This is a genomic window from Pseudovibrio exalbescens DSM 16456 (assembly GCF_000422785.1).
Taxonomy (GTDB): Bacteria; Pseudomonadota; Alphaproteobacteria; order Rhizobiales; family Stappiaceae; genus Pseudovibrio; species Pseudovibrio exalbescens.
Window position 1 is genome coordinate 26,116 of record NZ_AUGS01000001.1, and the last position, 25,810, is coordinate 51,925.

A 25,810-nucleotide genomic window follows, 5' to 3' on the forward strand; every position below is an offset into this window, starting at 1 on the left:
GCGAATGGATTTAAAACGTCCTCTGACACAAGAGGAATGGCAAATATGGCTTACACCAACGGGGCTGATCAGCCGCCGATTGAAATCGTCTTTATTGACCTTGATGGAACACTCGCCAACTCCTCCGGTGAATTTACTGCCCGCACGAGAACTGCGCTTAAACAGGCACAGGCGGCGGGCCTGAAGGTGGTTTTGGCAACCGGACGACCGGCGCATGTGGTGCAGCGTGTGTGCCGCGATCTGGATTTGGGCGGTCCCTACATTGCTTTGAATGGAGGGGCTTGTGGCGATATGGGAACCGGCGAGGTTGAGCTTGCAGGAGAGTTCCACCAAGAAGCAGCGCAAACGTTGTGCCGTTTTGTGCAGGGTTTTGATGCTCTGCTCGCAATCCATGATGCGACTGGTTGGTTCGCGGATCAGGAGGATGAGCGTACGCGCCGCCGTATCGCTTTCTTGCAACAAGAACCGCGTCAGATTGGCTATGAGCCCGGGCAGCTTGAAAAAGCAATCAAGATCATGGCGATTGGCGAGGATGAAGCCTTGCGTGCTATCGCGGCCGACTTGCCGGTTAGTGTCCAGCCACATATCGACTGCTTCCGGACGACCGAGTCCTATCTGGAGTTTGTGCCAAAGGGCCTGAACAAGGCGCAGGCTGCGCAGAAGTTGCTGGACGCCCATGGACTGACATGGGGACAGGCAGCGGCTTTCGGAGATGGCGATAATGACCGGGCCTTGCTTGAAAGCGTTGGCCACTCATTTGCCATGGCCAACGCACGTCCCGAGGTCAAAGGCAGTGCCCGCTTCCACGCCCCATCCAATGATGAGGACGGGGTCGCGGTGATGCTGGAAAAAATGGTTGCGGGCGAAGTCGCCTTTTAATTGTGATGTGGCGCATAAGGTGGCGCGATACGATGAAGGGGCGAATAATGCCACAGGTATCGCGCTGCCACATAGGCAACCACCACGGTTGCCACATAAAGCTCCAAGTGGGCGACGAGGCGAACCTGTGCCACGTATTCCGGTGACATGCCATAACCCTGCATCACATTGGCTGTCTTGAACATTGCGGTGGCTCCAATCACCAATGGAAAGGTATAGGCAGCGAAGGCAGGTGTGAACGACAGTTTGAGCAGTCGTCCCGAAGCCATGTAGATGAGCATCGTCATCAGGATCGCGATGCCGGCCAATACCGCGATGATCACCGGGGATGGGATTTGAACCATGGTCAGGTAGCCGGCGAGCGACAGGCTGGCCGGTGCTGCAAGAATGGCCAGGGTCGGTTTGGCAGCATCAGGAACTTTCGTGTGGAAGATCAACCGGTGCATCATGATCGGCAGCATGATTGCATAACACACAATCCCGAAAACAAGCAGACCGTTGGCCAATGGGCGCAGGGCCTCAACGCCGGGAAAGGCAACGTTCGCCACGATAATACCCACCGGAGGCACGAACCAGCTTGGTACCATGTGCGCCATGCGAAATACCTTTGCGCGATGAAAGACGAAGGCTGTCAGAAAGCCAAGGTGCAACACAACAGCGATGAGCCACAGGCTTGCACCCAAGGTTACTGACCAACTGGCCACGGACTTTGAGACCACCATTGTGGCCATTGCAAAGGTGGGGACCACACTGCCGACGACAGGGTGGCGTAGATCGTCCATCAGGCGACTGGGGTGAATGGTAAATTTGATCGCGATCATCAGAAGAAGGGCGGCGCCAATTGCGGCTCCTGCCATTTGCATCTGTCCGTGGAACTGGCCTGCGTTTTCCCAGCTCCAGCCCAGGCTTGCAATGCCAAGTGCGAGCCCGGCCATGGGGGTCGGCACGAAAGCAAGCCGTTCTTTCAGCTTCGTTGTCATTCAAAAGTCCCTCTTCAGGCAGAGGTTGCTCTGCGTCATATTCTTGATCCCTTCAATACAGGTTTCATTTTGTTTTGAATATTTGAAACTATTGAAATAGACATTCGTAATTAGTGAACGTTTGGGGTTGGAAATTCCATGTCCATCACGCTCAAGCAAATGAGAGTGTTTACCGCTGTGGCGCAAGAGCAAACTGTTACCGCAGCGGCTGAGCGTCTTCATCTGTCCAAGCCTGCGGTCAGCACCGCGCTTTCCGAGTTGGAACGCCTGCTGGATCATCGGTTGTTTGATCGAGTCAACAACCGTCTGCATCTGAATGCGCAAGGCCACAAGCTCTTGCCCCTTGCCAGTGAACTGCTGGAACGCAGTGAAGAAATCGAGGGAGTGCTCAGCGATGCAGATCCGCTGAGTGGTCAACTGAATATCGGTGGAAGCTACACAATTGGAAATCACGTTCTGCCGTTTGTGCTTGGGCATTTTCGCGATGAAACAGGCCACCGAAAGCAATCTCTGGTCATCGCCAACACAGCGCGGATCGCAACGATGCTGCTGGGTTTTGAACTCGATATTGCGTTTGTGGAAGGTCGGGTCGACGAGCCGGATTTGGTGTGTGAGCCGTGGCACGAGGATGAGATGGTGGTGCTATGCTCTCCACAAAACCCTCTCGGTGAGGGCGGGATGCTTTCTTATGCTGACCTAGCCGGGACCGACTGGGTGTTGCGGGAACCGGGATCCGGTACACGCGAGTTTTTCATTCAGCATGTGGCTCCGCAACTGCGTGAATGGCATTGTGCATTCGAACTCAGCAGTCATGAGGCGATCGTGAACGCAGTTAGCGCCAATCTGGGGTTGGCCTGTTTGTCCCGGATGTCGGCACGGCAGGCATTGGCTGAAGGTGGTGTTGTTGAGGTTCGTGTCCCTGAGCCGCTGAAACGCCAGCATTGGATGCTGTACCACCGGCAAAAGTATATGGGATCGCTGCAGAGCCTGTTTCTGGACTTTGCCCGGAATTGGTCACTGGACCACAACCAGCCTCTTCGCTAGGCGCGTTCCCTCCCCAGATTGAAAGGATGGTCGCGTTGTTGCGCTACCGGTAGCCTGCCATGTTGGGAGGATGCCGGGAGATGAGCAAAATTGCAGTAGTTGGTGCTGGCGTGTGGGCCTATCGACGGGAGATCGCCCACATAACCGGGTGTGAGCCGGTATATGTCAAGCATACGGCAATGCCTCCTGCGGGCGTGAAGGCTGTTGCGGGGTGGGGGTACAAGCCAGTGCTGAAGGATCCTCGTGCCTATGCTCAGCGCCATGGGCTCCAGTATCTGGCGTTTGAAGATGGGTTTCTCAGGTCGGTGTATCCGGGGCCGACATCGCCCGCGCTGTCGCTGTTCTTTGATGACACGGGCATGTATTATGATCGGTACCGCACCTCTCGGCTTGATCGACTGATCGAGCAGCGTAAAGGGCTCGACAACCGCAGTGTCGCCAGCCAGATCATTGCGCAGTTGAAGACGTTGCGCCTGTCAAAATACAACGCGTTTGATCCTGACCATGTGCCGTCCAGCCTTGCGGGTATTTCGCCGGGAACGGCCATTCTGGTCGTGGACCAGACGCAAGGGGACGTTTCCATTTCTGGCGCGGGCGCTGATCCCGACACCTTTCACGCGATGATGTCTGGAGTTTTAAGCGAGGCGGGCGAAAGGCCGATCCTCGTCAAGGTTCATCCGGAGGTCGTGAGTGGACGCAAGTCGGGGTGCGTGCCACACTCGGTTTTATCGGATGCCAGAGTGCGGGTTTTGAGCGAGCCAGTCTGCCCGTGGTTTCTACTGGATCTTGCGGAAGAAGTGCATTGTGTTTCGAGCCAGTTGGGGCTTGAGGCGTTGATGGCCGGATGTGCCGTGCATTGTTGGGGGCGTCCGTTCTTCTCTCAGCGTGGGCTTACCATGGATCGTGGAGCCAGTGATGCTCCGCAACCTGCGCTGGCTGCGCTGGATGATCTGATTGCCGCTGTTTATCTGGATTATGCTTTCTATTTTGATGCATGGACGCGCCAGCCCATCAGCTTTTTCAGGGCCTGCGAGCAACTGGCCTACTTGCGTCAAAAACTTCCGCAACAGGCTCCCTCCTGGCAGAACATGTTGCCGCGCGAACTTCATTTTCTGATGCATCGCCTGTTCGTATTACCTGAGCGTCCAGTTGTATCGCGCGTCTAAAAGAACTGTCGGATAAGGGTGTTCAGGTACGCCGGGATGGCACGGGCATCCACCTCAGCTTCGCGGATAAGCGTGTCGAAGTGATGGGTCAGCAGCTTAACGCGGTCACTGTCCCTGAATACAATATAAGATTGCCCAATATAGACTGCCGAGAGCAAGGGGCCGAATACGGTGATGGGGGCACTAAAAATGCGTTTGGCGTCAAAAAGGAAAATACGAAGGGAGGGGAACACCTCGTCGTAAACTTCCAAAAGCGTCTCCAGCTGCGCGCGGCGCACGTCGGCGGAAAGGCCGTGATAATACCCCGTGCCGGCGGCAAAGCTGTCGATCTCGTGTTTGGGAAGGGCAATCTCATAATCCGATCCGCGGCCCTTGAGCAGTTCAAGTCGCTCTTCGTAGGCCGCAATCACATCGTCGGGTGATCCTTCGAAGTGACTTGCATACTCCCAGCGCAGGACACCGCGTATCTTCAGCATATCCGGCAAGGTTGCAGGCACATGGCGGATCTTGTAGCCGGCAGCCTCCTGATGCCAGTTGAATATCTCTTCGTCTGCAGCTGCGCGTGCGGCTTTGGGCATTGCGAAAGATGTACGCAACAAGTCCCCGGCTTGTTGCGGCATGTCAGTCAGGCCCAACAGCCAGTCCGCGCTGACATTGAGCACGGCGGCACATTCTCCAACGACATGGGCATTCGGAAGACGGGCGTCCTGCCCATTGAGCAGTTGCGAGATCGTAGAGCGTTCAACGCCAATGGTCTTGGCCAGGGCGCTCTGGCTCATGCGGGAGTTCTCCAGCGCCTGTTGCAGACGATTGCGGAAACGGGCTGCGCGCTCACGTTTGTCCATTTTATAGGTCATGGTTTAATTAAATAAACAAATGCAGGTATTTGTAAAGAAGGTAATGCCTTCTGAAACAGGGGCGTTTCCGCTAAACGCGGTATGTAACCCTATGGAATCAAGGAGTAATCATGGATACGCAACTCAGAACGATCGTGAAGTCCTGTTTTTGGCAGCTCACCGGGTTGGTCGTTATGATGGGTGTGGGTTTCCTGTTTACCGGCTCTTATCTGACGGGAGGGCTGATGGCTCTCGTCAATGCGGGAATTGGGTTCACAACCTATTTCGTCTATGAACGGATCTGGGCGCGGATCAATTGGGGGCGGGTCAAGGCCTGAGCCCGTGTATTAAGCGTTTTGAAACCAGGTGATCCTGCTGTCCGCGGATCTGATGGTGGAGGCCTATCCTTGGAAGAGATTGAGCCGGAGCCGTTTGGCAACAGCGCGGACAGCAACCTGCCCACGAACGCTATTGCCATTACCATCAAGTGGTGGCGCAAACCCAGCAATGGCCAGTTTGCCGGGTGCTATGGCCAGCAAGCCTCCGCCGACGCCGCTCTTTCCCGGCAAACCGACGGTGTAGGCGAAATCACCGGAGGCAGTGTACAGGCCTTCCATCATCATTTCAGCAAGGATGTGTGCGGTATTATCTGGATGCAACACCTGTTCCTGCGTTGCCGGGTTCACGCCATGGTTGGCGAGTGTGGCGCCCATGATGGCCAGATCAACGGCGGTGATAAGGGTGGAACATTGCCGCGTGTAGATGTCGAGCGCCTCCATGGGGTCGGAATAGCAAGTTCCGGCTGAGTAAAGCAGCCAAGCAATTGCACGATTATGGAAGTTGGTGGTCTGCTCAGACAGGTTGACTTCTTCAGATAAGGACAATTGGCGCCCGGCAAATGCGGATTGTGTTTTCAATATCCTGTCCCAGCGTTCGTCAGCGGTATCTCCGGGCACAAGGCTGGCTGTTGCAATGGCACCGGCGTTTACCAGTGGCGACATGGGTTTGCCCTTGGCGAGTTCAACAGCTATCACCGAGTTGAAAGGCATTCCCGTTGGGTTCGCTCCAACCTTTTCGCGAAGAGCCTCGGAGCCGATTGAATCCATCACAGTTGCCAGCGTGAATACTTTGGATATGGACTCAATGGCGAATTCATATCGGCTGTCACCTGCTTCGAACAAACGTCCATCAGCGGTAGCGATCGCCACGCCGCACAGGTCTTCGTCTACTGAAGCCAGATAAGGGATGTAGCTGGCGTTTTCACCGCCAGTCTGATTTCGGGCCTTTTCGTGTGCCTGTTTCACCGTGTCTGTCAGAAGCTCAGTGGTGTAGGGGCTGGACATGGTGGGTGTCTCCTCAGGCTGTGTCCGCTGCCTTTGACCCGGTGTGTTGCCAGGTGAATGGCTCCAGTGCGTCGTCGTCCGTTTCCATCTTCCAGTTTGGCTTGCGCATGGCATAGATAATAAACGGCATCGCAACGAACACCACGTTGCCGAGAACCAGCAAGCCTACCCACGCGGCCGGACTGCCAACAGCAATCTGGGCTGGAGGAAGAAAGCTGAGGCCATAAGCGAGCAGGGCGCCCGCCAAACCCACACCCCCGATAATGAACATGCCGATTGTCCCGCCGGGCACGTTGTAGGGGCGTTTGAGGTTCGGGCTTCTCAGACGTAGATAGATAGCCGCTGCAAACATGAGCATGTACATGATCAGGTAAAGCATGATCGTGAGTTGGGAGAGGATTTGATAGGCCGCCTGAACAGAGGGCAGGATGACAAACAACAGAACGAGGATGGTGACAATGGCTCCTTGAATGAGCAGGATGTTCACCTGAACACCATTTTTGTTCACTTTCTGCATGAATGGCGGCAGGTAGCCCGCATGGCCAACCGACAACAAGCCGCGGCTGGGGCCTCCAATCCAGGTTGATACGCCGGCAAGCACACCAATGGCCAGAGCAACTGCCATTATCGGGGCCAGAAACCCAAGTCCGAACGCATCAAAGTAGTCGAAGTAGGAAACCAGCAGGCTTTGGGTGAGATTGATCTCACTTTGCGGGATGATGAAGCCAATCGCCAAGGTGCCGAGGACAAACAGGGCTACCGTAATGATAGATGATAAGAAGATGGCCTTGGGGTAATTGCGTGAAGGATCGTCGATCTCCTTTACGTGGACGGCGTTCATTTCCATGCCTGCGTAAAACAGAAAGATGCTGGAAGCCAAAACAAGGTTATTGAGGTTGGTCAGGTCCGGGATCAGATCGGTTTCACGAACGGGCATTTGAATGGGATTGCCCATGGCGAGCCATAACATGCCGAACAAGATGATGATGCCACCGGGGATGATGGTACCAATGAGCGCGCCGTATTTGCTGAGTTTGGCGCCCGCCGAGACGCCGCGCAGGTTGACCAGGGTCGCTCCCCAGTAGATGACAAGGCAGGTAACGAGAACATAAAGCTTGTTGGCGGACAGCGCCTTGTCCCAAGTCTGGTCGGGGCCGATAAAGGCCAGAGAGACCGCGGCGAACGTGAGAACAGTTGGAAACCAGATCGTGCTTTCAATCCACAAAAGCCAAATGGCAAGAAAGCCGATGCGTGTTCCGAATGCTTCGCCAACCCACCGAAATACGCCGCCTTTTTGCGGTAGCGCTGATGCCAGTTCCGCTGCCACCAGCGAAACAGGGATCAGGAAGAACACCGCAGCAAAAAGATAGTAGAATATGGATCCCAGACCATACTCGGCCTCGGCCGGCAGGCCGCGCAGGCTCACTACTGCGGCCACGTTCATGATGGCAAGCGTGAATACTGAGATCTTGACGACCCCAGCCGCGCTGGGCTGCCCTGTCTTGGTTGAAACAGCTTCTGACATGATCACCTCCAACTTGGCTGGGGACGTTTGGATCAATTGTGCTTGTAAGAACCACGTTCTTTTTCGGTCATCGGCACAGACACCGGATGCTGCTCGAAATGGGCGATGGCGCGTTGCATGTCTTCCAGCAACAGAGCTGCCAAGTCGCGACTGACGCCTTGCCGAACCATGATGCGGATGATGTCAGTATCCTGAGTGTTGGCGGGGAGTTTGAAGGCCGGTACCTGCCAGCCGCGTTCAAGCAACTTGGCGCTGAGATCATACAGCGAGTAGGGCAGGCTGGCGCCATCGCGTACCTTGAAGCAGGCGGCTGGAATGCCTGCCTCCGGGTCGCCGTCATTGATGAACTCGAAGGGACCAAGTTTGGATATTTCCCGCGCCAGCCATTTGGTCGTGTCATAACAGGCCTTTTGAACCCTGCGATACCCCTCTCGGCCGAGTCTGTTCATAAGGTAGTATTGTGCGATGACCTGTCCGGCGGGACGTGAAAAGTTGATGGCCAGTGTCCCGACTTCTCCGCCAAGATAAGGAACCGAGAAAACAAGGTCTTTGGAAAGCTCCTGCTCATCTCGCCAGACCACCCAGCCGACACCCAAGGGGGCAAGGCCGAACTTGTGACCGGATGTCGAGATGGATTTGACTCGAGGTAGACGGAAGTCCCAAAGGATATCCGGTGCACAGAATGGGGCGAGAAAGCCGCCCGAGGCTGCGTCTACATGGATATCAACATTGATGCCGGTTCGTTTTTCATAGTCATCCAGCGCTCTGGACAATGGCTCAACGAACTCATATTGGCCTGTGTAGGTGACCCCAAATGTGGGTACAACACAGATGGTGTTCTCATCTACTGCGGATAACATGCTTTCCGGCGTCATGTGATATGCACCGGGCTCCATGGGCAGCTCGCGCAGTTCTATATCCCAATACCTGCAGAACTTGTGCCAGCAAACCTGCACCGGACCGCAGACAAGGTTGGGCTTGTCAGTCGGCTTTCCCTCCGCCTGACGGCGCTCTCGCCACCGCCACTTGGCTGCGAGTCCGCCCAGCATGCAGGCCTCAGACGAGCCGGTGGTTGATGTTCCTACCGTGACAGTCGCCTCTGGCGAGTTCCAGAGATCAGCCAGCATGTGCACACAGCGCATCTCCAGTTCGGCCGTTTGTGGGTATTCGCTTTTGTCGATCATGTTTCGGTCAATGGCCATGTCCATGATCTTGTGAACCTCTTCCTCCTCCCATGTCTGACAAAAGGTGGCGAGGTTCTGGCGCGGGTTGCCGTCAAGATACAACTCGTCCAGCACAACCTGCATGATTTCATGTGCGTTGTGCTCGTCCTCGGGAAAGTCGTATTTTGGCAACGGTTTGGCGACATCGCGCCCGGCAAAGATGCTATCCAGCACGCTGTAGCGAAGTTCATCGCGTTTGTTGACAGTCATGGAGGTGGTCCTTCCTGCATTGGGTTGCAGCGTCCCAAGCGCGCGGGATGAGGTCCAATTCGTGCGGCTTGCATGCGAACCTGGCGCCTCCCGGCGTGATTGGGAAATAGTGTTTTGAGAAGTGGCTAGCTTGCGTTTGAGGCGCGGAGCCTTTGACGCAATGTTGTGGCTAGGCCGCGGAGCCTGACTGCTCGTTCTCTTTAATATGCTCGTGCAGTGCCTTGCGCAGCGCTTCTTCCTTGCTGTGGTCCAAGGATGTCTGCATGATTTCGCCGCCTGTTCCTTCCAGTCCCGCAAGGACCTTGTCCAGCGTCACCTTGTTGATCAACACGAACAAGGCGGCGTTTCCCGGCTGCAAGGTGCTGGCGACCTGTTTCATGAACTTGTCGTTGATACCGAAATCGGAGAGAGCTCCGGCGAGTGCGCCCGAAGCTGCACCTACAGCCACCCCTGCCAACGGCACCATGAAAAGGACACCGATCAATAAGCCCCAAAGGCTTCCTGTGGCGGCGCCAGCGCCTGTCGGGGAGAAAATCTGGTGGAGTTTTATGTGCCCATTCGGTTTCTTTTCCGCAATCACCGCATCCCCCATCTGGATGAGGTATTCCTTTTGAAACGCGAACAGCTTTTCTCGTACTTCCTCGGCTTTTTCGAGGGTGGGATAGGCAATGACCACTAGATTGGACATGGAAGGATCTCACTGTTGTTTCAGTGCTTTTATTATTGACCGACGTTTCAGGCATTGGCAGGAACCTGACGAGGCCATCGGAGAGTATTTGTGAAATGACGCAGGGTCAACAAAGAGCTGCACGTGTAGTTAAACAGAGGTGAGTGTTGCTTTCGGGGCAAAGCTTTCCCGCTACCCGCAATCTGCTGCGGGGAAAAAAACCGCCGCCAACGAGGTTGGCGACGGTTCCGTTATTAGTCAGAAAAGGGGGGGGTAGTCCGCCTCAGGCTGCAGTCCCTGAGCGTTCACGTACGGCCCGCAGGAAGTTTGTGACCTGATCGCGCAATTGCGCGGCACGCTCTTGCATGGTCTGGCTGGAGCTGTTGACCACCATGACTTGATCCTGCGTTTCTTGAGCGCTTTGAGCAACGAAATTGATGCTTTCTGAGACCTCGTTGGTAACGCGGGAGGCTTCGGTCACATTGCTTGCAATTTCTTGTGTGGCAGCATGTTGTTGTTCTACTGCGGCCGCAATTTGCGCGGATGTGCCCGACAGATTCTCGATTGTTTGAGAGATCGTGGAAATGGCTGAAACCGCGTGGTTTGTCTCCTGCTGGATCTCCGAGACCTGTTTGTCGATCTCCTCGGTTGCCTTGGAGGTTTGGTTCGCCAGTTCCTTCACTTCGGCAGCAACCACCGCAAAGCCTTTACCTGCTTCACCTGCGCGGGCGGCTTCAATGGTTGCGTTCAAGGCCAGCAGGTTCGTCTGTTCTGCAATGGCCTGAATGAGCGTGACAACCTCACTGATATGCTTTGCTGATCGGGCGAGCCGTTCCACGCGTTCGTTCGTGCTGGCCGCTTCCGAACTGGCCTGTGATGTCATGTCGTTGGAACGCTGTACCTGGCGGCTTACCTCGCTCACGGATGCTGCCAGTTCTTCGGCTGCTGAAGCTACGGCCTCCACATTGGAAGATGCTTGCATCGAGGCGGCTGAAGCGCGCTGGCTTTGGCTTGATGTGTGGTCTGCATTGCCTGCCAGGCGTTCGGACGCAGTTTCAAGTTCCTGAACTGCGGCACTGACTGTATCCAACAACTCAGAGATATCGCGGTCAAAGCCCGCGCAAAGTTCCTGGACTTCATTGCTGCGCTGTACAGAGGTCTGTTGATCTCGCTTCTGGGCTTCCTCAAGAGCTTTGCGGTTGCGCTCGTTTTCCTGAAACACCTTCATTGCAGAGGCGATCTGGCCAATTTCGTCAGTACGATCAATGTAATTTATGGTCGCCGAGTTGTCGCCTTCAGACATGCTGTGCATGTTGCGGATGAGTTCGGCAATCGGCATGTTGATGGAGCGGATTGTAATGAACGCAATTGCCGCTGCTACCAGCATGGCTATCAAAGAAATGATGATGTTTGTCGTGGCCTGTTTCCAGAACGCATGGTCGATGTCGTCGGTGTAGACGCCGGTCCCGATCATCCACTGCCAAGGCGCGAAACCCTCAGCCCAACTTTCTTTCTGATAAAGCGTATCGCCTCCGCCAGCCTTGGTCCAAACATAGGACACCTTGCCGCCGCCGTTCTGGGCTTGCTTGATCAACTCGCGTACAAGATAGACGCCATTTTGATCGCGGGTATTGATAAGGTTTTTACCGATGGCATCATCGTTTGGCATGACCAGCGTTGTGCCTTCGTAGTCATAGACGAAGATGTAGCCATTTCCGCCATCGTAGCGAATGTCGCGCATGGCTTGTTTGGCAAGGTCCTTTGCCTCGGCCTCGGTGAATTCGCCGGTTTGAGCGCGTTGATGGAAATGCTCAGTTATGCGCAGCGCAGAGCTGGTGATGTGTTTGATGCTGTCGATGCGCTCATTCACCATGGATGTGCGTAGCGCTGAGAGATTAATGAGTGAGAGCGCGACGGCAAAGGCAAAGATAACCAGGGTTGGAAGGGCAATCTTCCATGCGAGGGGGAGTCTGGACAGTGACATGTCTTTTCCGTTGAGTTGCAGCAGAACTCCAAGATCATTAGTTAAATATACTCAATGAATATTTAATAGATGAACGACAATCATTCAGACGCCCTAAATTTGGGTGTTTTGGCGCTAAATTAGTGCGTTTAGATAAGGAGTGAGATCTCTCATAAATGAAATATGCTAAATAATAAATTTCATCGACAGTCTTAAGTTATTGTAATTAAAGAATATATTGTGGGATATCAGTTTTCGAGGTGGAATGGTGGTGATGCGCCACATCGCCTCATATTTCTGTGGGCAGGAAGCGCATTTCCATTTTACCAAGGGACCAGCGGAAGGATGCTTTGGTGAAGACGGTGCCGAAAACGCTGTGCTAGCGAACTGAACAAAACATCATGCTTGACGTCTAAAAAATCAGCCCTCTACGGCTTGATCTAGCTGGCTTTGAAGGTACTGGTTAATATTCTGTTGGGATTGCGCTTTTTTGAAGTAATTGTTCAGATTGATGAGGTTCTCATTATTCTGGTTAACCACCTCGGATAGTATGCTATTCGCTCGATTATACGCATTCTCAAGCAAATCGTTTTCCTGTCGTGCGATTGCCATCGCAGTGGTATCATTTCTAGGATCAACAGATAGCTCATTCACCAAAACCCACCACAAAATGCGACATATATGGAAGACACCATAGTTTAAAATGTTTCGTGAAGGATTGTCAGGTTCGAGCTCTCTGTAGGCTCTTCTGCCTCGAATTTCTGCGAACTTGTAAATTTCGTGTGAAACCGCAAGCTGCCAGGGCTGTGCTTTGCCATAAATGTCATTGTAAAATTCAGGTGAGTACACCTTGTATTTCTGAGCTCGGCTAACAGTCGGTTGGTTCTTAAATATCGCCAGGTAGGCTTGACCTGCTTTTTCCAAGTCAATCACCTTGGATTTATGTACACCTGCACTTTTTGCTTCCCCCCTTTTTCTTTCGTAAAATAGGCCAAAATCTTCACTAATCTTCCGCTGAATAAGCTGCTGTATCTCGTCATTGGCATGAAGATCACGGGAGCCGATAGTGTTTTGGTTATTTGTTGCTATGACCACGTTGCTTATAAAATTAAAATCGTTAGACTCATATATCTTGACTTGAACCTTTACGTTATCTTGCAACTCTCCATCTTCAAATGCGGATCGCAAAGACGATGTAGTTTGGCAGCCATTGATAATCTGTACTTTTTCAACTCGAACTGAAGGAGCGTCTGGATCTCGCACCATCGACAAGCTTTCACAAACCATTGTCACTCCGTTGTTCATGTACCAGAAGCTGTCAGATTTTTGGTTGTTGGTCGCAGTTTCGTAAATCGATTTGTTTACTTGTCCACCAAGGCCGAGATTGCCTCTGACATTTGCGTCAAAGATTGCATCTCGAGGTTCGATTTGAGCGAGTTGTGCTAGGTCTCTGCCCTTCACCGTACAAAGAACGCTTCGGACTCCCCCGGTGTCAAATTCGACGATCGAAGGTCGATTTGCGTCATACACAATCGGTATGTCCGCAATTATTTGGCGCGCCCTATTGCGCCTTTGATTATTTATTCGATCGAGTTCATTGACTCCAATGAAGTGAAAATCAAAGCTCGCGAAAACTCCACTATCCGAAAATTCCCGCAGAATATTACCCTTGTTGGCTTGCGCTTCTTCGGCAATGTCTGCTTCGTCACCTAAAGTTACAAAGTAGCAGGAAACACTAACGCTGTTGTTTCCGTATTGCCTGATCAACTGTCTCGCGTTTTCAATTTTCTCTACCAATTTCGCATTTGGATTGGCTTGATATACGGACTGTTTGGACAGAAAAACAAATTCCAATCCTGTCTTCATAAGGGATACAGTATTCGCCGAAAAACCTTGTGTGTTTTTGACTTGAATTAGACGAATGTGAACCGATTGATTGCTATCATCCACTTCAATCTTAAAAATGTCGATCTGACGTTCGCCAGCCCCGTCGACCAGTTCATCATCCGGCAGTTCATCGAGGTCAGCATCGAACAATATGGAATAAAACCAATACATGAACGCGTCATCTTCTTCAACATTCAGTTCACTCGCAGCGTTTGCTATGGCATCGGATATAAATCCGCGTTTGATGGCTGTACTCAATTGATTAATTCCTTTGGTTTATTTAAATAGTATGCCTGCATTCTGATCCGCGCAATGCAACTTTAAGCTTTATCTCTCAAATAGTAAATTATATCCTTGAAGACGGATACCAGCTTAGTATTGAGCTGAGGCGGTCAGTTGGATAGCGGCGAATGCTTTTTTGCCCATGGCAGTCATAGCGGTGGGGGGGGTACTATTGTGAGCGGGAGCATCGTTTAATTAGTTTTTGGGATGAAGCATTCTGTTTGATGCTGTTTCATAGGACATGGAACCCATACGGCACCCAGCGCCTAATATGCGCACAAACGCTCAGCGAAACTTGCATCTATCATTTTAAAAATATTGGGAGAAATGGTAGCGAGGGAGGGACTTGAACCCCCGACACGCGGATTATGATTCCGCTGCTCTAACCAACTGAGCTACCCCGCCACAGGGTTGTCACTGTTTGTCAGTGACTGACGATCTGTGTGACCGCCGCGTCGTGTGAGAGGGTGTATAAGGCGCTTGAGATGTTCCGTCAAGCCTTGTTCGTCAAGATTTGTGGAAACTCGAAATCTTGTGAAAAAACATTCAAAAACAAGGGGTTTGCTGGGTTCGGCGTCGTGGAAAAAGCGCCTTTTTGCACGGGCTGTAGCGGTTGTCAGGCCTACGTTCGTGCGACGTAGGCCTGTGCCTTTACTTCGGCTGCGGGTCAGGAACTGGCCGGGAGTCCGGCTGCTTCCCAAGACTTTCCAATGAGGTTGCGCAGTGCATCCTCTGATTTTCTGTCTTTTTCCGCACGTTGGATCCAGCCGCCTCCCAGAACACGGGCATCCTGAGTGTCTTCGTCAAAAAATACGCAGGCCTGTCCTGGTGCTACGCCGAGTTCACCAGCGACGAGCTCCACAGTAATGTCATCGCCTTCCTTGCGCAGAATTGCTTCTGTCGGTGGGCGGGTTGAGCGAACCTTGGCGAATACTTTCAGGCCTTCCACAGGCAGGTCGTCGAAATGGCCGGCACCGATCCAGTTCACGTTGCGCAGGAGCAGCTTGTGCGTTGCCAGAAATTCTTTTGGCCCAACAATCACGCGGCGGTTGTCTGCATCCAGATGCACTACATACAGGGGCTCGCCAGTTGAAACGCCGATGCCACGGCGCTGGCCGATGGTGAAATGAATGATGCCTTCATGTTGGCCGAGTACACGCCCATCTACATGAACGATGTCTCCCGGATCAGCCGCGTGTGGGCGCAGCCGTGCAATCACGTCGGTGTAGCGGCCCTGAGGCACAAAGCAGATATCCTGACTGTCATGTTTATCAGCAACGATCAGTCCGAATTCTTCTGCCAGTGCGCGCACCTCCGGCTTGGTCATGCCGCCAAGTGGGAAGCGCAGGAAGTCCAGTTGCTCTTGCGTGGTAGCGAACAGGAAGTAGCTCTGGTCGCGATCCAGATCAACGGGCCGATACAGTGCGTTGCGGTTGCCTTCAAGCTTGGTGCGAACATAATGACCGGTAACCAGCACATCGGCGCCCAGATCTTTCGCGGTCTCCAAAAGGTCCTGGAATTTGACGGTCTGATTGCAGGTAACGCAAGGAATTGGCGTTTCACCGTTGATGTAACTGTCGGCGAAACGTTCAATAACCTGTTCGCGAAAACGGGATTCATAATCCAGTACGTAGTGAGGGATGTCCAGACTCTCGGCTACGCGCCGGGCGTCGTGAATATCCTGGCCGGCGCAGCAGGCTCCCTTTTTCTGAACAGCTTCACCATGGTCATAGAGCTGGAGGGTAACACCAATGACGTCGTAGCCCTCGCGCTTCATCAGACCGGCAACGACTGATGAGTCGACACCGCCGGACATGGCGACAACAACCCGCGTGTCTTCCGGACGCCCAGGTAGGCCCAGACTGTTAAGCATTTCGCGACTGACCTCTTAAATCTTTCATGCGCGTGCGCCACAGGGCGCGGTTTTCAGTGCTGCGCATATGGCATTTAATGGGGGTTTCACAAGCCCCGACACTTTTTTATCGACGCCGACCCCAAATTTGTACGGGACTATACTCAAAAAACTTTCAGCCGCCAATGACCCTCGCTCAGGAATGCGGAAAACTCTGCCTAGCTGCAGTCTGTGCAGGGCAAAAACTGCTGCCAGAGAGGGTTGGGCCGCGTTGTGCGGCATGGAAAGCCGCGGAAGCTCGCGGGTTCGGCTTCCTCTGACAAGTTGGCCTGAAGCTTGCTACCCTCACTGCGGAATTGTGTCTGCAGGCTCAGGGGAACGAATGGCCGGTACTCCATCCTTTGACCCGACCGGGGTCAATGTGCTGTCGAAAAATACCTCGCTCAAAGGAGCGTTGACGGGATCGGTCGGCATGGTCTCTGGGGTAAATGGAGCGTTTGCAGCACTGCTTAAAGGGCAGGCTAGCGCTGTCTCTCAGGGTCTATCCTCCAATGAAGCCGTTTCTGATCCTGGCGGCGAGGCCGACCTATTGCGCGCCGGCGGCGTTGCAACAACTGATGCCGCAGCAAGTACAGTCGTTGTTTCCCCTGGTGTACCGGGTGCGGTTACTGTCTCTGGCGGTCCTGCGAATTTGGCAGAGAACGAGGGAGGAGCCGACGATCCGACAGCAGCCCCGGCATCCTTTGCCAATGCCGTTTCTGGATCTGCTGACCAAAAGACATTGCAAAACGGTGCCTTGGTAGCAGCCAGCCCTTTGCGTGCGGCGGTTGGTTCGGAAAGCGCGGCGTTCGAGGTGCCTGCTCAGATCAAGGTCGGCGACGCGGCGGCCTCGGTCAGCAGATCGGGCGCCAGGGCTGGTGCAAGCAGTGTGTTGCCCGCTGGTATGACGGCGGAGACGAGTGCTGTGAAGGTTGCCCAACAAGCGCCATCTGAAGTAGGTACGCCTGCGCGCATCCAGATCTCTGCGAAGTCCATTGGCAGTCAATCGGTTTCCGCTGTACTTGATGCGGCCGATAGTGGTGTGCAGGGTGGAGCCAAAAGCGTTCCAGTTGCGTCAGGAGCAGTCGGCGCAGTTGATCCTGTGAAGGGCGGTTCGACGAGCCCGACTGAGGGCGGGTTTGATGCAGCGGAACAGCCGCCGCGGTTCTTCGATGTAAAGCAGCTCCAAGCAGCCGTTACAAAGAGTGGTGATGGGCCCCAACCCAATGTGAAAACGGCGTCTCTGGCCAGCCACACTCCTGTCCCACTGTCTGGAGCCAGCCCGGCTCTCAAGGCGTCCGGTGCCAGCTCACCAGCTGTCCCTGTCTCGGCCGCTCAAAATGGAGCAGCGGCGGTCGATAACCCGGCCATAGCTACCAGCAAAGCCGATGTGAGCTTGAAATCAGATCTGGCGAGCGCGGCGTCTCCAACGACGAATGGCGCCGCTGCTGGCGTATCTGCTGCTCAGGCAAGCCGTGCTGCTTTGACAGGTGATAGTGTGGGGACGTCTGTCTCTGCTCAGGTTGGTTCAGCGAAAACAGCCCCGGCAGCATCTGAGGAGCTTCAAGCGCCCACTTCAGCAGTAAAGCCTGGATCTGCGGGTTCCGTCGATCATATGGCGGCGCCTACGAATAAGGTGTCGCTGCCTCAAGACAGTGCGATGCCGTCCAGTTCACCGGTGGCTGAGGGGCGTTCATCTGTTGCTGCAAAGGCTGAACTGCAACGACAAACCCTGGACGCAAGTTCTCAAAATGCCCGCGGTGCTGCTTCTGCTCCTGTACAAATTAAAGGTACGCAAGTGCAGGAACAAGCGACCGTACGCCCGGCAGTTGAAACGGTTCCGTCATTGGCGCAGATGGCGCCCGATCGTATTCGTGTTACCCAAGTCGCGCCTGATCGAGTGGTGGATGAGGCCGTGCTCCGGGCGCAGGTGCCGTTGGATGGCAGTGCAGAAGATCATTCAGTTTCCACCAGCGGCTTGAAAAATGAAGCGGCTCCCAAAGCCAACGCAGCCCTGCCAATGATGCCGAAAAGTGTCAGTGACATATTGCAGGATCAGGAACAGGCGCTCGCCAAAGCGGTGGAGCGGCAAGAAGCGGCTGGTAAGGCTTCAACAGGTGCTTCGGATGCCGGACAGTCCAAGAGCGCTCAGCAGCACCAGTCTCAGGCGACGGCTGCTCATCTGGTGGCGCCACTTGCGCAAAATTCCACGAAGCCACGCGTCGCTCCGATTGATCTTTTCGGCAGCCGAAATGGGTCGCGAGTCGGGTTGGATGGTACCAGCCGCATGACAGCAGCTGCTGCTGAGGGGGCTGTGCAAGGGGTTGGTTCTGGCGATGGCGCCACGACAGGGAGCCTTTCTGGTGGAGCGGGTTCTCAGACTGGCGCACCAGCTCCTGCTGGTGCGGCCAGAACAGGCGCAACAGTTGGCCAGCCTGCTGGTGGGAAAACATCGGGAAATGGCGAGTTGCCCTTGATGTTCAATCAGGCTCTGGCCATGGGCGATGATGGATTGATGCGTGGTGAAGATGGGGAAGGACTGGATGAATTTGCTGGCCTCAGCCAGACTGGTTCAACCTCAACCAGTTCGTCTGCCTCCGCCGCTGCTTCGACGGCACTCGCGCGCGATGGCGCTCGCCACATCGCGCAAACAGTCATTCCCACCCTTGTCAGGCAGGCACAACGCGGAAACCAGCGTTTTGAAATCCGCATGGATCCGCCGGAGTTAGGCAAGGTGGACGTATCGCTTGAGTTTTCAAAGGACGGTAAGGTGCGGGCCCATTTGACGGTGGATCGTCCGGAGACGCTGGACTTGTTCATGCGCGATCAGCGTGCCTTGGTAAAAGCTCTGGGCGATGCCGGACTTCAGGCCAGTGATGATGGCTCTCTCCAGTTCTCTCTGAGAGGAGAGCAAGGCGGTGGGCAGAGCCATGGAGAAAGCGCTGGTGAGCATGCCAACGGCGGAAACCGAGGTGGGTCGTCCAATGCTGTCGGGTCAGATGGCACCACCGTTTCAAATATTTCCAAAGCCTATAGCGCGGCCTCAACCGGGGCTCTCGACATCTCGATTTAAGCCCGAAGGCTTGTGAGGAGACCAATACAATGACAACGATCGGAGATGTGAGCTCATCGGGCACCTCATCCTCGCAGAACAATGCTGCGACTCAGTCCATCGGTGCGAGCTACGACCTTTTCATGTCCATGTTGACGACGCAGCTGCAGAATCAGGACCCGTTGGACCCTCTGGATGCCTCGCAATACACCGAGCAGCTGGTAAATTACACTCAGGTTGAGCAACAAATTCTGAGCAACCAGAATTTGGATAAACTGCTGGTGCAATTGAAAACGCAAAATGCGAGTCAGTTTGTTGGTTATATTGGCAATGAAGTGACAGCTCTGGGCGATACAGCGAATCTCAAGGATGGCGAAGCCTCGTGGGGCTATACGGCGCCACAAGATGGCGAAGCCAAGATTGAAATCCGCAACAGCGAAGGCGGCATTGTCTTTAAAGACACGGTAGATCTTAAGGAAGGAAAAGGCGCCTATACATGGCCGGGAACCACCACTTCTGGCAGTACGGCGCCCGATGGGCAGTACAGCATTTCCATCAAGATGGCGAACCCTCAGGGCAAGGAGTTTGAGGTGTCCACTGAAGTAACTGGAACTGTTACTGAAGTTGATTTTACCAAAGGTGAGGTTATGCTCAAACTCGGTGATCTCGAGGTGCCGGTGTCAGAAATCACGAAAGTAAAGCAAGGATAATCGTGGTTAATATCCACTATGAATCTTAGTAATGAATCTTACCAAAACCTGACCGCCGGTTTAGGTAATTTTTAAAGGCCTTCGTCTACTCTCCATTCAAGCTAGGTCATGGTTTGTGTGAGAGTAGAATGACCGAACAAGTAAGTTCACGAGTAAAATACGTCATTGGTCCCGATGGGAGTCCTTTGACAATCGCCGATCTCCCTCCGCGTACAACAAAGCGGTGGGTGATCCGTCGGAAAGCCGAGGTTGTGGCCGCCGTACGCGGCGGACTACTTTCCCTCGATGAGGCTTGCCAGCGCTATACGCTGACAGTGGAAGAGTTTCTGTCTTGGCAGAGTTCCATTGAAAAGCATGGTCTGGCTGGTCTGAGGGCGACCCGGATACAGGACTACAGAAGTTGATAAGAAACTGCTTGTCGGGCTGGGAGGTTCGATCAGGTAGGCGTTAATAGGAAAGCCCTTCGTGCGGAAGTACGGAGGGCTTTCTTATTGAATGCATCAGACCACATTGAGCGGCCTATGCTTGCGGGTGCGTGAATGGTGGTTGACCGTCAGCCCTGCAGAACACGACCCCTCTGTTCTTGACGAAAATGCGGCGAGAAGGGGGTGGTTGACAGCCCCAGCGGGCAAATCAGGCAAATCACCCTCCTAACGTTTACCAGCCAATTTTAACCGTATATTCAATACCTATTGCAATTTGATAGGTAAATTTTGCATAAACTCTTGGAAAACTGGTGTTCGAAAATGGCTGAATTTGGCCAAATCTGGGCATTTTGACGAAAAGCTGGCTTAGGGCGTTAAGGATTTGTTAACCACATTGGCGGCAATTTTTGCCCAGTAGATAACCACGGGGCACCTGTGATTTGGGTGGTTTTCTACTCTTTGTGGCGACGACTATTAATGTGGGGCGACATCCGTGAGCGGCATCCTTGAGTTTTTGAAAACCCTCGGTCCTGCGCGTATTGGTGCTATGGGCGTCATGGCAGCCATTCTTATCGGCTTGTTTTCCTTTATTATTTTTCAGGCTACAGCGCCGCAACTCGTTCCTCTTTATACTGACCTGAGCATGGATGACGTTTCTGCCGTTGTTCAGGAACTGGAGGGGCAAGGCGTCACCTACGAAGTGCGTGACAACAGCTCGGCGGTTTTCGTGCCTGAAGAAGACGTCTACCGCCTTCGTATGGTGGTTGCGCAGGCCGGATTGCCTACTGGCGGCGGCGTCGGCTATGAGATTTTCGACAAGACGGATACATTGGGTGCAACCAGTTTCGTGCAAAACATTAATCATTTGCGCGCTCTGGAAGGAGAGTTGGCCCGTACCATCCGGTCTTTGGGCAAGATAAAAACCGCCCGTGTGCATTTGGTCATTCCGGAGCGCCAACTGTTTCAACGGGATCGCATTCCTCCGACGGCGTCTATCGTTCTGGCAGTACGCGGCGCTTTGGACGAGGGGCAGATACGGGCGATCCAGCATATGGTCGCGTCTGCCGTTGAAGGTTTGGAGCCCTCCTATGTGTCTATCGTAGATGAGCGTGGCGCATTGTTGGCCAGTGGTTCGGGGCGAGACGAGGGCAACTTCGGCGTGTCGGCTCTGGACGATCAGGCCATGGAGATCGAGAACCGGTTGCGCATTCAGATTGAGGAAATCCTGAATAACGTGGTCGGGTTCGGGCGAGCACGGGTAAAGGTCGCGGCTGATCTCAATTTCAATCGTCGGACTGAAAAGCAGGAGATTTATGATCCTGCCGGGCAAGTTGTGCGCTCCACACAAACACGGGAAGAAAACTCCACGTCGCGGTCTGGAGAGGATGCCGTTACTGTTGGGAACCAATTGCCAACCGCTGACCCACAAGCGGGCGGTGCGGGCGATCTGGATCAAGCCAACTCTTCCGAAGAGGTGGTGAACTACGAGATTTCCAAGAGCACCGTTACGGAAGTGATCGAGGCTGGGGAGCTGGAGCGACTTTCCGTAGCGGTGCTGGTTGACGGTACCTATGATCAGAACGAAAACGGTGAGGTCGTCTACACGCCCCGTTCTGAAGAAGAGATGGAACAGATCGCCAAGCTGGTGCGTACTGCTGTCGGATTTGATGAATCTCGCGGTGACACCGTAGAGGTCGTAAACCTCCGGTTTACCGAAAACGCATTGCAAGACGTTGAGCCGGTTGCCGGTGGGTTGTTCGAGTTCACGCGCTACGACATCATGCGCCTGATCGAGATGGGTGTGTTGCTGGTCATCTCAGTTCTGCTGCTGATTTTCGCGGTGAACCCGCTGATGAAGAAGGTGCTGGCACCCGTTGAAAAGGGGAGTGATCTTGCACCTGCGGAAGCGGCGGCGGGTGGCGCGTTGGTTACAACAGGGCCTGATGGGCAGCAAGAATATCTTGCGCAGTTGGTCGATGATCGGGCTCAAAAGCCCGCAATTCCCAGCAATGAGTGGATTGAAGACGCCAAGAGCGAGGCTGCATTGCACGCCAATTCGATTAAGGAAATCAGCGATATGATTGAGGAGCTTCCGACCGAAGCTGTCAACATTGTTCGCGGTTGGTTGAACGAGGCGGCTTAAGACTATGAACCAGCAACTTCCGACAACTGCAGGGCGCCAGCTAGAGGTTTCCGATGGGGCCGACCAGCGCGATCTCAGCGGTACAGAGCGTGCTGCGGTGCTGCTTCTGGCGTTGGGTGAAGAGCATGGCCGGACCATCTGGCAGGGGCTGGATGAGATAGAGGTACGCCAAGTCTCGCAGGCAATGGCGCGGCTTGGACCAGTTACCCCTGCAATGCTGGAGGAGTTGTTCGTTGATTTTGTTCGAAAGCTCTCAACGCGTGGTTCGTTGAACGGCAATGTGGATGTGACAGAGCGGCTGCTGTCTTCTTTCCTCAGCCCCGATCGCGTGGCCCATATCATGGAAGAAATTCGTGGGCCTGCAGGCAGGAACATGTGGGAGAAACTCTCCAATGTTCAGGAAAACGTGCTCGCGAACTATTTGAAGAACGAATACCCGCAAACCATTGCGGTTGTTCTTTCGAAAATACAGCCGGATCATGCTGCGCGCGTGCTGTCCTTGCTTCAGGACGAATTGTCCATGGAAGTGATCAATCGCATGCTGCGCATGGAATCCATTCAAAAGGACATTCTGGAAAAGGTTGAGCAGACTTTGCGGGTTGAGTTCATGTCCAACCTGTCTCAGACCAGCCGCCGGGACAGTCACGAGATGATGGCGGACATCTTCAACAACTTCGATCGGCAAACGGAAGCTCGTTTCATGGCTTCGCTGGAAGAACAAAACCGGGAATCTGCCGAGCGCATCCGCAACCTGATGTTTACTTTCGAGGACCTGCTCAAGCTGGACAACGCAAGTTGTCAAACACTGTTGCGCCATATCGAGAAAGACCGTCTGGCTCTGGCTCTGAAAGGGGCCAGCGAACAGGCGATGGAGTTCTTCACGGCGAACATGTCTGCGCGCGCCTCGAAAATGCTGATGGAAGATATGGAAAACCTTGGACCTGTGCGCCTGAGAGATGTGGACGAGGCCCAATCCCATATGGTTGCCACCTGTAAGGACCTGGCGGCGAGTGGCGAGATCATGATCTCCAAGAAGAAGGGAGATGATGAGCTTGTTTATTGATCCGGCACATGACGGGTTTGTGAGGCGCGCATGGTCACGGTGATGCCGGAAGGCGCTGTGCGCAAGCGCTTCCTTTTCGATACGGCCAATGAGGACCAGGCTGCGGCGGATGCCGCTGCAACACCGCCCGAACCCACGCTTACGCTCAGCGAACACCAGGAGCTTCTACGGCAGGCGGAAGCGCAGGCCTATGAACGCGGGCGCACCGAAGCTGTAGCCAGTGCGCAAGCACAAGAAGCCGCTCGCCAGACAGAGATTACTCAGGATATCTCTCATGGACTTGTCGAGCTGAGTGAGCGTGTCGAGCAGGTTTTGAAGCAGCAGGAAAAGAGCGCCGTCGCTCTGTGCTTTCTGATTGCGCGTCGGCTCTGTGCGCATCTGATTGCTCGTGAACCGTTGACCGAAGTCGTTGCGCTGATTAACGAGTGTCTCAAGCCACTGAGGCGGGTGCCTTCACTAACCATAGAGGTGCCTGAGGCAGATGCGCAGCACCTGGAAAAGGTCATAGGCAAGATTGCAGAGGCGAATGGATACAACGGGCAGATTCATGTCTCTGGAAAACCCGGATTGATGCGCGGAGATTGTCGGATCGAGTGGCCGGAAGGTGGTATTATCCGCGACCGGCGCAAGACGAATGAACACATTGAGGGCGTTTTGCAGGCGTATTTCAAGGCAGCGGATCGCGAGAACGCTGCGGCCGGCAAGACGAGTAAGCCCGAACCGATGGAGACGGACGCCTCATGAGTCAGAACAATGGCGACGACACTCAGGGAGTGGTGTTTGACGAGTTGGAAGGCAATGCAAAGCCAGCCAGTGCAAGCGGTGAGGATGCGCCCGTCAGCAACAAGTCCGCTGAGGATCTGGAGGCGGTTTTTGATGTGCCGGTACAGATTTCGGCGGTGCTGGGACATACCAAGATGCACATTTCCGACCTTTTGCAGCTTGACGCGGGTGTTGTAATGGAACTCGATCGTAAAATCGGCGAAGCCATTGACATCTATGTGAATGACAGGCTCGTGGCGCGCGGTGAGGTTGTGCTCGTGGAAGAGAAGTTGGGCGTCACCATGACGGAAATAATCAAATCCGACAAGTAATGGCGTCGGTACGTGAGGACAGGTAAATGCGGCTTTTGATTGTGGGCACTTTGGGTGGGCAGCTGACCACGGCGACCAAGATCGCCATGGATCGTGGCGCCTCGGTGTCCCATGCCTCCAACATCGACGAAGCGATGAGTGTCCTGCGCTCTGGCCGCGGCGCAGATCTGTTGATGGTTGATGTGAACGAGAGCATCGCCAACCTCTTGGAAAACATCGAGCGCGAGAGAATCCACGTTCCTGTAGTAGCCTGCGGGCTGGAAACAGATGCCAAAGCCGCTGTGTCAGCTATTCGGGCTGGCGCTAAGGAATACATTCCACTACCACCGGATCCTGAGCTTATTGCTGCCGTTCTTGCGGCTGTCACGGAAGACCGCCGGGATCTGATTTTCCGCGACCCGGCCATGGCCAGTGTCGTGAAACTGGCGGAACAGATTGCCCCTTCTGAAGCCTCAATTCTGGTTACCGGTGAGTCTGGAACGGGTAAGGAAGTTATCTCACGGTTTGTCCATCGCAAGTCCTCTCGGGCCTCCAAACCCTTCATCTCCATCAATTGCGCAGCGATACCCGAGCACCTTCTGGAAAGCGAGCTGTTCGGCCATGAGAAAGGGGCCTTTACCGGCGCTCTCGCGCGGCGGATTGGCAAGTTTGAAGAGGCGCACGGCGGCACCTTGATGCTCGACGAAATCTCGGAGATGGACATTCGCCTCCAGGCCAAGTTGTTGCGTGCCATTCAGGAGCGTGTGATTGACCGGGTGGGCGGCAGCAAGCCGGTACCGGTGGACATTCGCATTATCGCAACGTCGAACCGGGATTTGGGCGAGGCCGTCAAGGCCGGTACATTTCGTGAGGATTTGCTGTACAGGCTGAACGTGGTGAACCTGAAATTGCCGCCACTGCGCGAGCGTCCGGGGGATATCATCGAGTTGGCGGAGCATTTCCTGAGTGTTTATGCCAAGGCCAATGGGGTGGCTGCAGCCGGTTTGGGTGAGGATGCGCGTGAAGTGCTGCTGGCCAACGATTGGCGCGGCAATGTGCGCGAGCTGGAAAACACCATGCACCGGGCGGTTCTGCTGGCTGGCGGCGAAGAGATTGGCGCCGATGCGATCCGCATGCCGGATGGGTCGCCTATTCAGGCCGGCCCGGGGCACGAAACCGCAGCGCGGGCCGCAGCGCAGGCTGCGGAGGCTGTTTCCACAGTCATGGTTGGGCGCACGGTAGCTGACGTGGAGCGGGATCTTATTCTTGATACTCTGGACCACTGTCTGGGCAACCGGACCCATGCGGCCAAGATACTCGGCATTTCAATTCGGACTTTGCGCAACAAACTCAACCAGTATGCGGAGGAAGGGATCTACGTTCCGCAGCCGGGTGAGCTGCGTGCGCATACCTGACACGAGCGCGTAAAGGGGCATTTGGGCGTTCAT

Annotated in this window: 21 protein-coding genes and 1 tRNA gene; 12 read left to right on the forward strand and 10 right to left on the reverse strand. The window is 54.3% G+C overall.

The window, feature by feature from the left end; genetic code table 11:
- Nucleotides 1-45 precede the first annotated feature (45 nt).
- Nucleotides 46-879 (forward strand): Cof-type HAD-IIB family hydrolase, encoded by an 834-nt coding sequence (locus tag G512_RS0100125; RefSeq protein ID WP_162143350.1) that lies wholly within the window; start codon nt 46-48, stop codon nt 877-879.
- On the opposite strand, the gene G512_RS0100130 is transcribed toward G512_RS0100125, so the two are convergent.
- Nucleotides 876-1,859, reverse strand: coding sequence for a TDT family transporter (locus tag G512_RS0100130; protein WP_028479937.1), 984 nt, complete (start codon nt 1,857-1,859; stop codon nt 876-878). The two genes, G512_RS0100125 and G512_RS0100130, sit on opposite strands and share 4 nt — an antisense overlap.
- Nucleotides 1,860-1,997: 138 nt before the next feature.
- Here G512_RS0100130 and G512_RS0100135 point away from each other — a divergent pair, with 138 nt between their 5' ends.
- Together G512_RS0100135 and G512_RS19475 are read left to right on the forward strand one after the other, a co-directional pair.
- Complete coding sequence (locus G512_RS0100135) at nt 1,998-2,903, forward strand: LysR substrate-binding domain-containing protein (RefSeq protein WP_028479938.1); 906 nt, start codon at nt 1,998-2,000, stop codon at nt 2,901-2,903.
- Nucleotides 2,904-2,983: 80 nt separating this feature from the next.
- Nucleotides 2,984-4,069: a capsular polysaccharide export protein, LipB/KpsS family gene (locus G512_RS19475; RefSeq protein WP_028479939.1), complete on the forward strand. Its 1,086-nt coding sequence runs from the start codon at nt 2,984-2,986 to the stop codon at nt 4,067-4,069.
- Here G512_RS19475 and G512_RS0100145 read toward each other — a convergent pair.
- The gene (locus G512_RS0100145; protein WP_028479940.1) at nt 4,066-4,914 is read right to left on the reverse strand and encodes a helix-turn-helix domain-containing protein; all 849 of its coding nucleotides are present in this window, start codon (nt 4,912-4,914) and stop codon (nt 4,066-4,068) included. The genes G512_RS19475 and G512_RS0100145 overlap by 4 nt on opposite strands.
- A 122-nt stretch (nt 4,915-5,036) precedes the next feature.
- Between G512_RS0100145 and G512_RS0100150 the strand changes: the two genes are divergently transcribed.
- The gene (locus tag G512_RS0100150; protein WP_028479941.1) at nt 5,037-5,243 is read left to right on the forward strand and encodes a DUF2061 domain-containing protein; all 207 of its coding nucleotides are present in this window, start codon (nt 5,037-5,039) and stop codon (nt 5,241-5,243) included.
- Between the two features lie 63 nt (nt 5,244-5,306).
- Here G512_RS0100150 and glsA read toward each other — a convergent pair whose 3' ends face one another.
- The 8 genes from glsA to mnmA all read right to left on the reverse strand — a co-directional run bounded on the left by glsA (nt 5,307) and on the right by mnmA (nt 15,878).
- On the reverse strand, nt 5,307-6,248 hold the full coding sequence (gene glsA, locus G512_RS0100155; protein ID WP_036487849.1) for a glutaminase A: 942 nt from the start codon (nt 6,246-6,248) through the stop codon (nt 5,307-5,309).
- Between the two features lie 13 nt (nt 6,249-6,261).
- Nucleotides 6,262-7,776, reverse strand: a complete 1,515-nt coding sequence (gadC, locus tag G512_RS0100160; RefSeq protein WP_407636258.1) for a putative glutamine/gamma-aminobutyrate antiporter GadC — start codon at nt 7,774-7,776, stop codon at nt 6,262-6,264.
- 29 nt (nt 7,777-7,805) lie between these two features.
- Nucleotides 7,806-9,206, reverse strand: coding sequence for a glutamate decarboxylase (locus G512_RS0100165; RefSeq protein ID WP_028479944.1), 1,401 nt, complete (start codon nt 9,204-9,206; stop codon nt 7,806-7,808).
- 169 nt (nt 9,207-9,375) lie between these two features.
- Nucleotides 9,376-9,894: a DUF1269 domain-containing protein gene (locus G512_RS0100170; RefSeq protein WP_028479945.1), complete on the reverse strand. Its 519-nt coding sequence runs from the start codon at nt 9,892-9,894 to the stop codon at nt 9,376-9,378.
- Between the two features lie 262 nt (nt 9,895-10,156).
- A complete protein-coding gene (locus G512_RS0100175; protein ID WP_028479946.1) occupies nt 10,157-11,857 on the reverse strand; it encodes a methyl-accepting chemotaxis protein in 1,701 nt (566 codons plus the stop codon).
- 399 nt (nt 11,858-12,256) lie between these two features.
- Complete coding sequence (locus tag G512_RS0100185; RefSeq protein WP_143181330.1) at nt 12,257-13,981, reverse strand: AIPR family protein; 1,725 nt, start codon at nt 13,979-13,981, stop codon at nt 12,257-12,259.
- Between the two features lie 352 nt (nt 13,982-14,333).
- Nucleotides 14,334-14,410 (reverse strand) — tRNA-Met (locus tag G512_RS0100190).
- Between the two features lie 262 nt (nt 14,411-14,672).
- The gene (gene mnmA / locus G512_RS0100200; protein ID WP_028479948.1) at nt 14,673-15,878 is read right to left on the reverse strand and encodes a tRNA 2-thiouridine(34) synthase MnmA; all 1,206 of its coding nucleotides are present in this window, start codon (nt 15,876-15,878) and stop codon (nt 14,673-14,675) included.
- A 361-nt stretch (nt 15,879-16,239) separates the two neighbouring features.
- Here mnmA and G512_RS0100205 point away from each other — a divergent pair, with 361 nt between their 5' ends.
- The 8 genes from G512_RS0100205 (at nt 16,240) to flbD (ending at nt 25,777) form a co-directional block, all read left to right on the forward strand.
- A complete protein-coding gene (locus tag G512_RS0100205) occupies nt 16,240-18,969 on the forward strand; it encodes a flagellar hook-length control protein FliK (RefSeq protein WP_028479949.1) in 2,730 nt (909 codons plus the stop codon).
- Between the two features lie 29 nt (nt 18,970-18,998).
- Nucleotides 18,999-19,658: a flagellar hook assembly protein FlgD gene (locus G512_RS0100210; protein WP_028479950.1), complete on the forward strand. Its 660-nt coding sequence runs from the start codon at nt 18,999-19,001 to the stop codon at nt 19,656-19,658.
- Between the two features lie 128 nt (nt 19,659-19,786).
- Nucleotides 19,787-20,062, forward strand: a complete 276-nt coding sequence (sciP, locus tag G512_RS0100215) for a CtrA inhibitor SciP (RefSeq protein ID WP_028479951.1) — start codon at nt 19,787-19,789, stop codon at nt 20,060-20,062.
- A 514-nt stretch (nt 20,063-20,576) separates the two neighbouring features.
- Nucleotides 20,577-22,226 carry a flagellar basal-body MS-ring/collar protein FliF gene (gene fliF, locus G512_RS0100220; RefSeq protein WP_028479952.1) on the forward strand — a complete coding sequence of 550 codons (1,650 nt, stop codon included), beginning with the start codon at nt 20,577-20,579 and terminating at the stop codon, nt 22,224-22,226.
- Nucleotides 22,227-22,230: 4 nt separating this feature from the next.
- Nucleotides 22,231-23,289, forward strand: a complete 1,059-nt coding sequence (gene fliG, locus G512_RS0100225) for a flagellar motor switch protein FliG (RefSeq protein ID WP_028479953.1) — start codon at nt 22,231-22,233, stop codon at nt 23,287-23,289.
- A gap of 30 nt (nt 23,290-23,319) precedes the next feature.
- On the forward strand, nt 23,320-24,033 hold the full coding sequence (locus G512_RS19480) for a FliH/SctL family protein (protein WP_051268657.1): 714 nt from the start codon (nt 23,320-23,322) through the stop codon (nt 24,031-24,033).
- Nucleotides 24,030-24,383, forward strand: a complete 354-nt coding sequence (gene fliN, locus G512_RS0100235) for a flagellar motor switch protein FliN (RefSeq protein WP_028479954.1) — start codon at nt 24,030-24,032, stop codon at nt 24,381-24,383. Before G512_RS19480 ends, fliN begins: the two co-directional genes overlap by 4 nt.
- 26 nt (nt 24,384-24,409) lie before the next feature.
- Nucleotides 24,410-25,777 (forward strand): sigma-54-dependent transcriptional regulator FlbD, encoded by a 1,368-nt coding sequence (gene flbD / locus G512_RS0100240; protein WP_028479955.1) that lies wholly within the window; start codon nt 24,410-24,412, stop codon nt 25,775-25,777.
- Nucleotides 25,778-25,810: the final 33 nt, after the last annotated feature.

Bases quoted from the DNA above. Each gene is read 5' to 3' on its own strand.
- G512_RS0100145 (WP_028479940.1), bottom strand. From the start codon at position 4,914: ATGGACAAACGTGAGCGCGCAGCCCGTTTCCGCAATCGTCTGCAACAG.
- G512_RS0100210 (WP_028479950.1), top strand. From the start codon at position 18,999: ATGACAACGATCGGAGATGTGAGCTCATCGGGCACCTCATCCTCGCAG.
- sciP (WP_028479951.1), top strand. From the start codon at position 19,787: ATGACCGAACAAGTAAGTTCACGAGTAAAATACGTCATTGGTCCCGAT.
- mnmA (WP_028479948.1), bottom strand. From the start codon at position 15,878: ATGCTTAACAGTCTGGGCCTACCTGGGCGTCCGGAAGACACGCGGGTT.
- fliG (WP_028479953.1), top strand. From the start codon at position 22,231: ATGAACCAGCAACTTCCGACAACTGCAGGGCGCCAGCTAGAGGTTTCC.
- G512_RS0100165 (WP_028479944.1), bottom strand. From the start codon at position 9,206: ATGACTGTCAACAAACGCGATGAACTTCGCTACAGCGTGCTGGATAGC.
- G512_RS0100125 (WP_162143350.1), top strand. From the start codon at position 46: ATGGCTTACACCAACGGGGCTGATCAGCCGCCGATTGAAATCGTCTTT.
- glsA (WP_036487849.1), bottom strand. From the start codon at position 6,248: ATGTCCAGCCCCTACACCACTGAGCTTCTGACAGACACGGTGAAACAG.
- G512_RS0100175 (WP_028479946.1), bottom strand. From the start codon at position 11,857: ATGTCACTGTCCAGACTCCCCCTCGCATGGAAGATTGCCCTTCCAACC.
- G512_RS19475 (WP_028479939.1), top strand. From the start codon at position 2,984: ATGAGCAAAATTGCAGTAGTTGGTGCTGGCGTGTGGGCCTATCGACGG.
- flbD (WP_028479955.1), top strand. From the start codon at position 24,410: ATGCGGCTTTTGATTGTGGGCACTTTGGGTGGGCAGCTGACCACGGCG.
- G512_RS0100205 (WP_028479949.1), top strand. From the start codon at position 16,240: ATGGCCGGTACTCCATCCTTTGACCCGACCGGGGTCAATGTGCTGTCG.
- G512_RS0100135 (WP_028479938.1), top strand. From the start codon at position 1,998: ATGTCCATCACGCTCAAGCAAATGAGAGTGTTTACCGCTGTGGCGCAA.
- G512_RS0100150 (WP_028479941.1), top strand. From the start codon at position 5,037: ATGGATACGCAACTCAGAACGATCGTGAAGTCCTGTTTTTGGCAGCTC.
- G512_RS0100170 (WP_028479945.1), bottom strand. From the start codon at position 9,894: ATGTCCAATCTAGTGGTCATTGCCTATCCCACCCTCGAAAAAGCCGAG.
- G512_RS19480 (WP_051268657.1), top strand. From the start codon at position 23,320: ATGGTCACGGTGATGCCGGAAGGCGCTGTGCGCAAGCGCTTCCTTTTC.
- G512_RS0100130 (WP_028479937.1), bottom strand. From the start codon at position 1,859: ATGACAACGAAGCTGAAAGAACGGCTTGCTTTCGTGCCGACCCCCATG.
- fliN (WP_028479954.1), top strand. From the start codon at position 24,030: ATGAGTCAGAACAATGGCGACGACACTCAGGGAGTGGTGTTTGACGAG.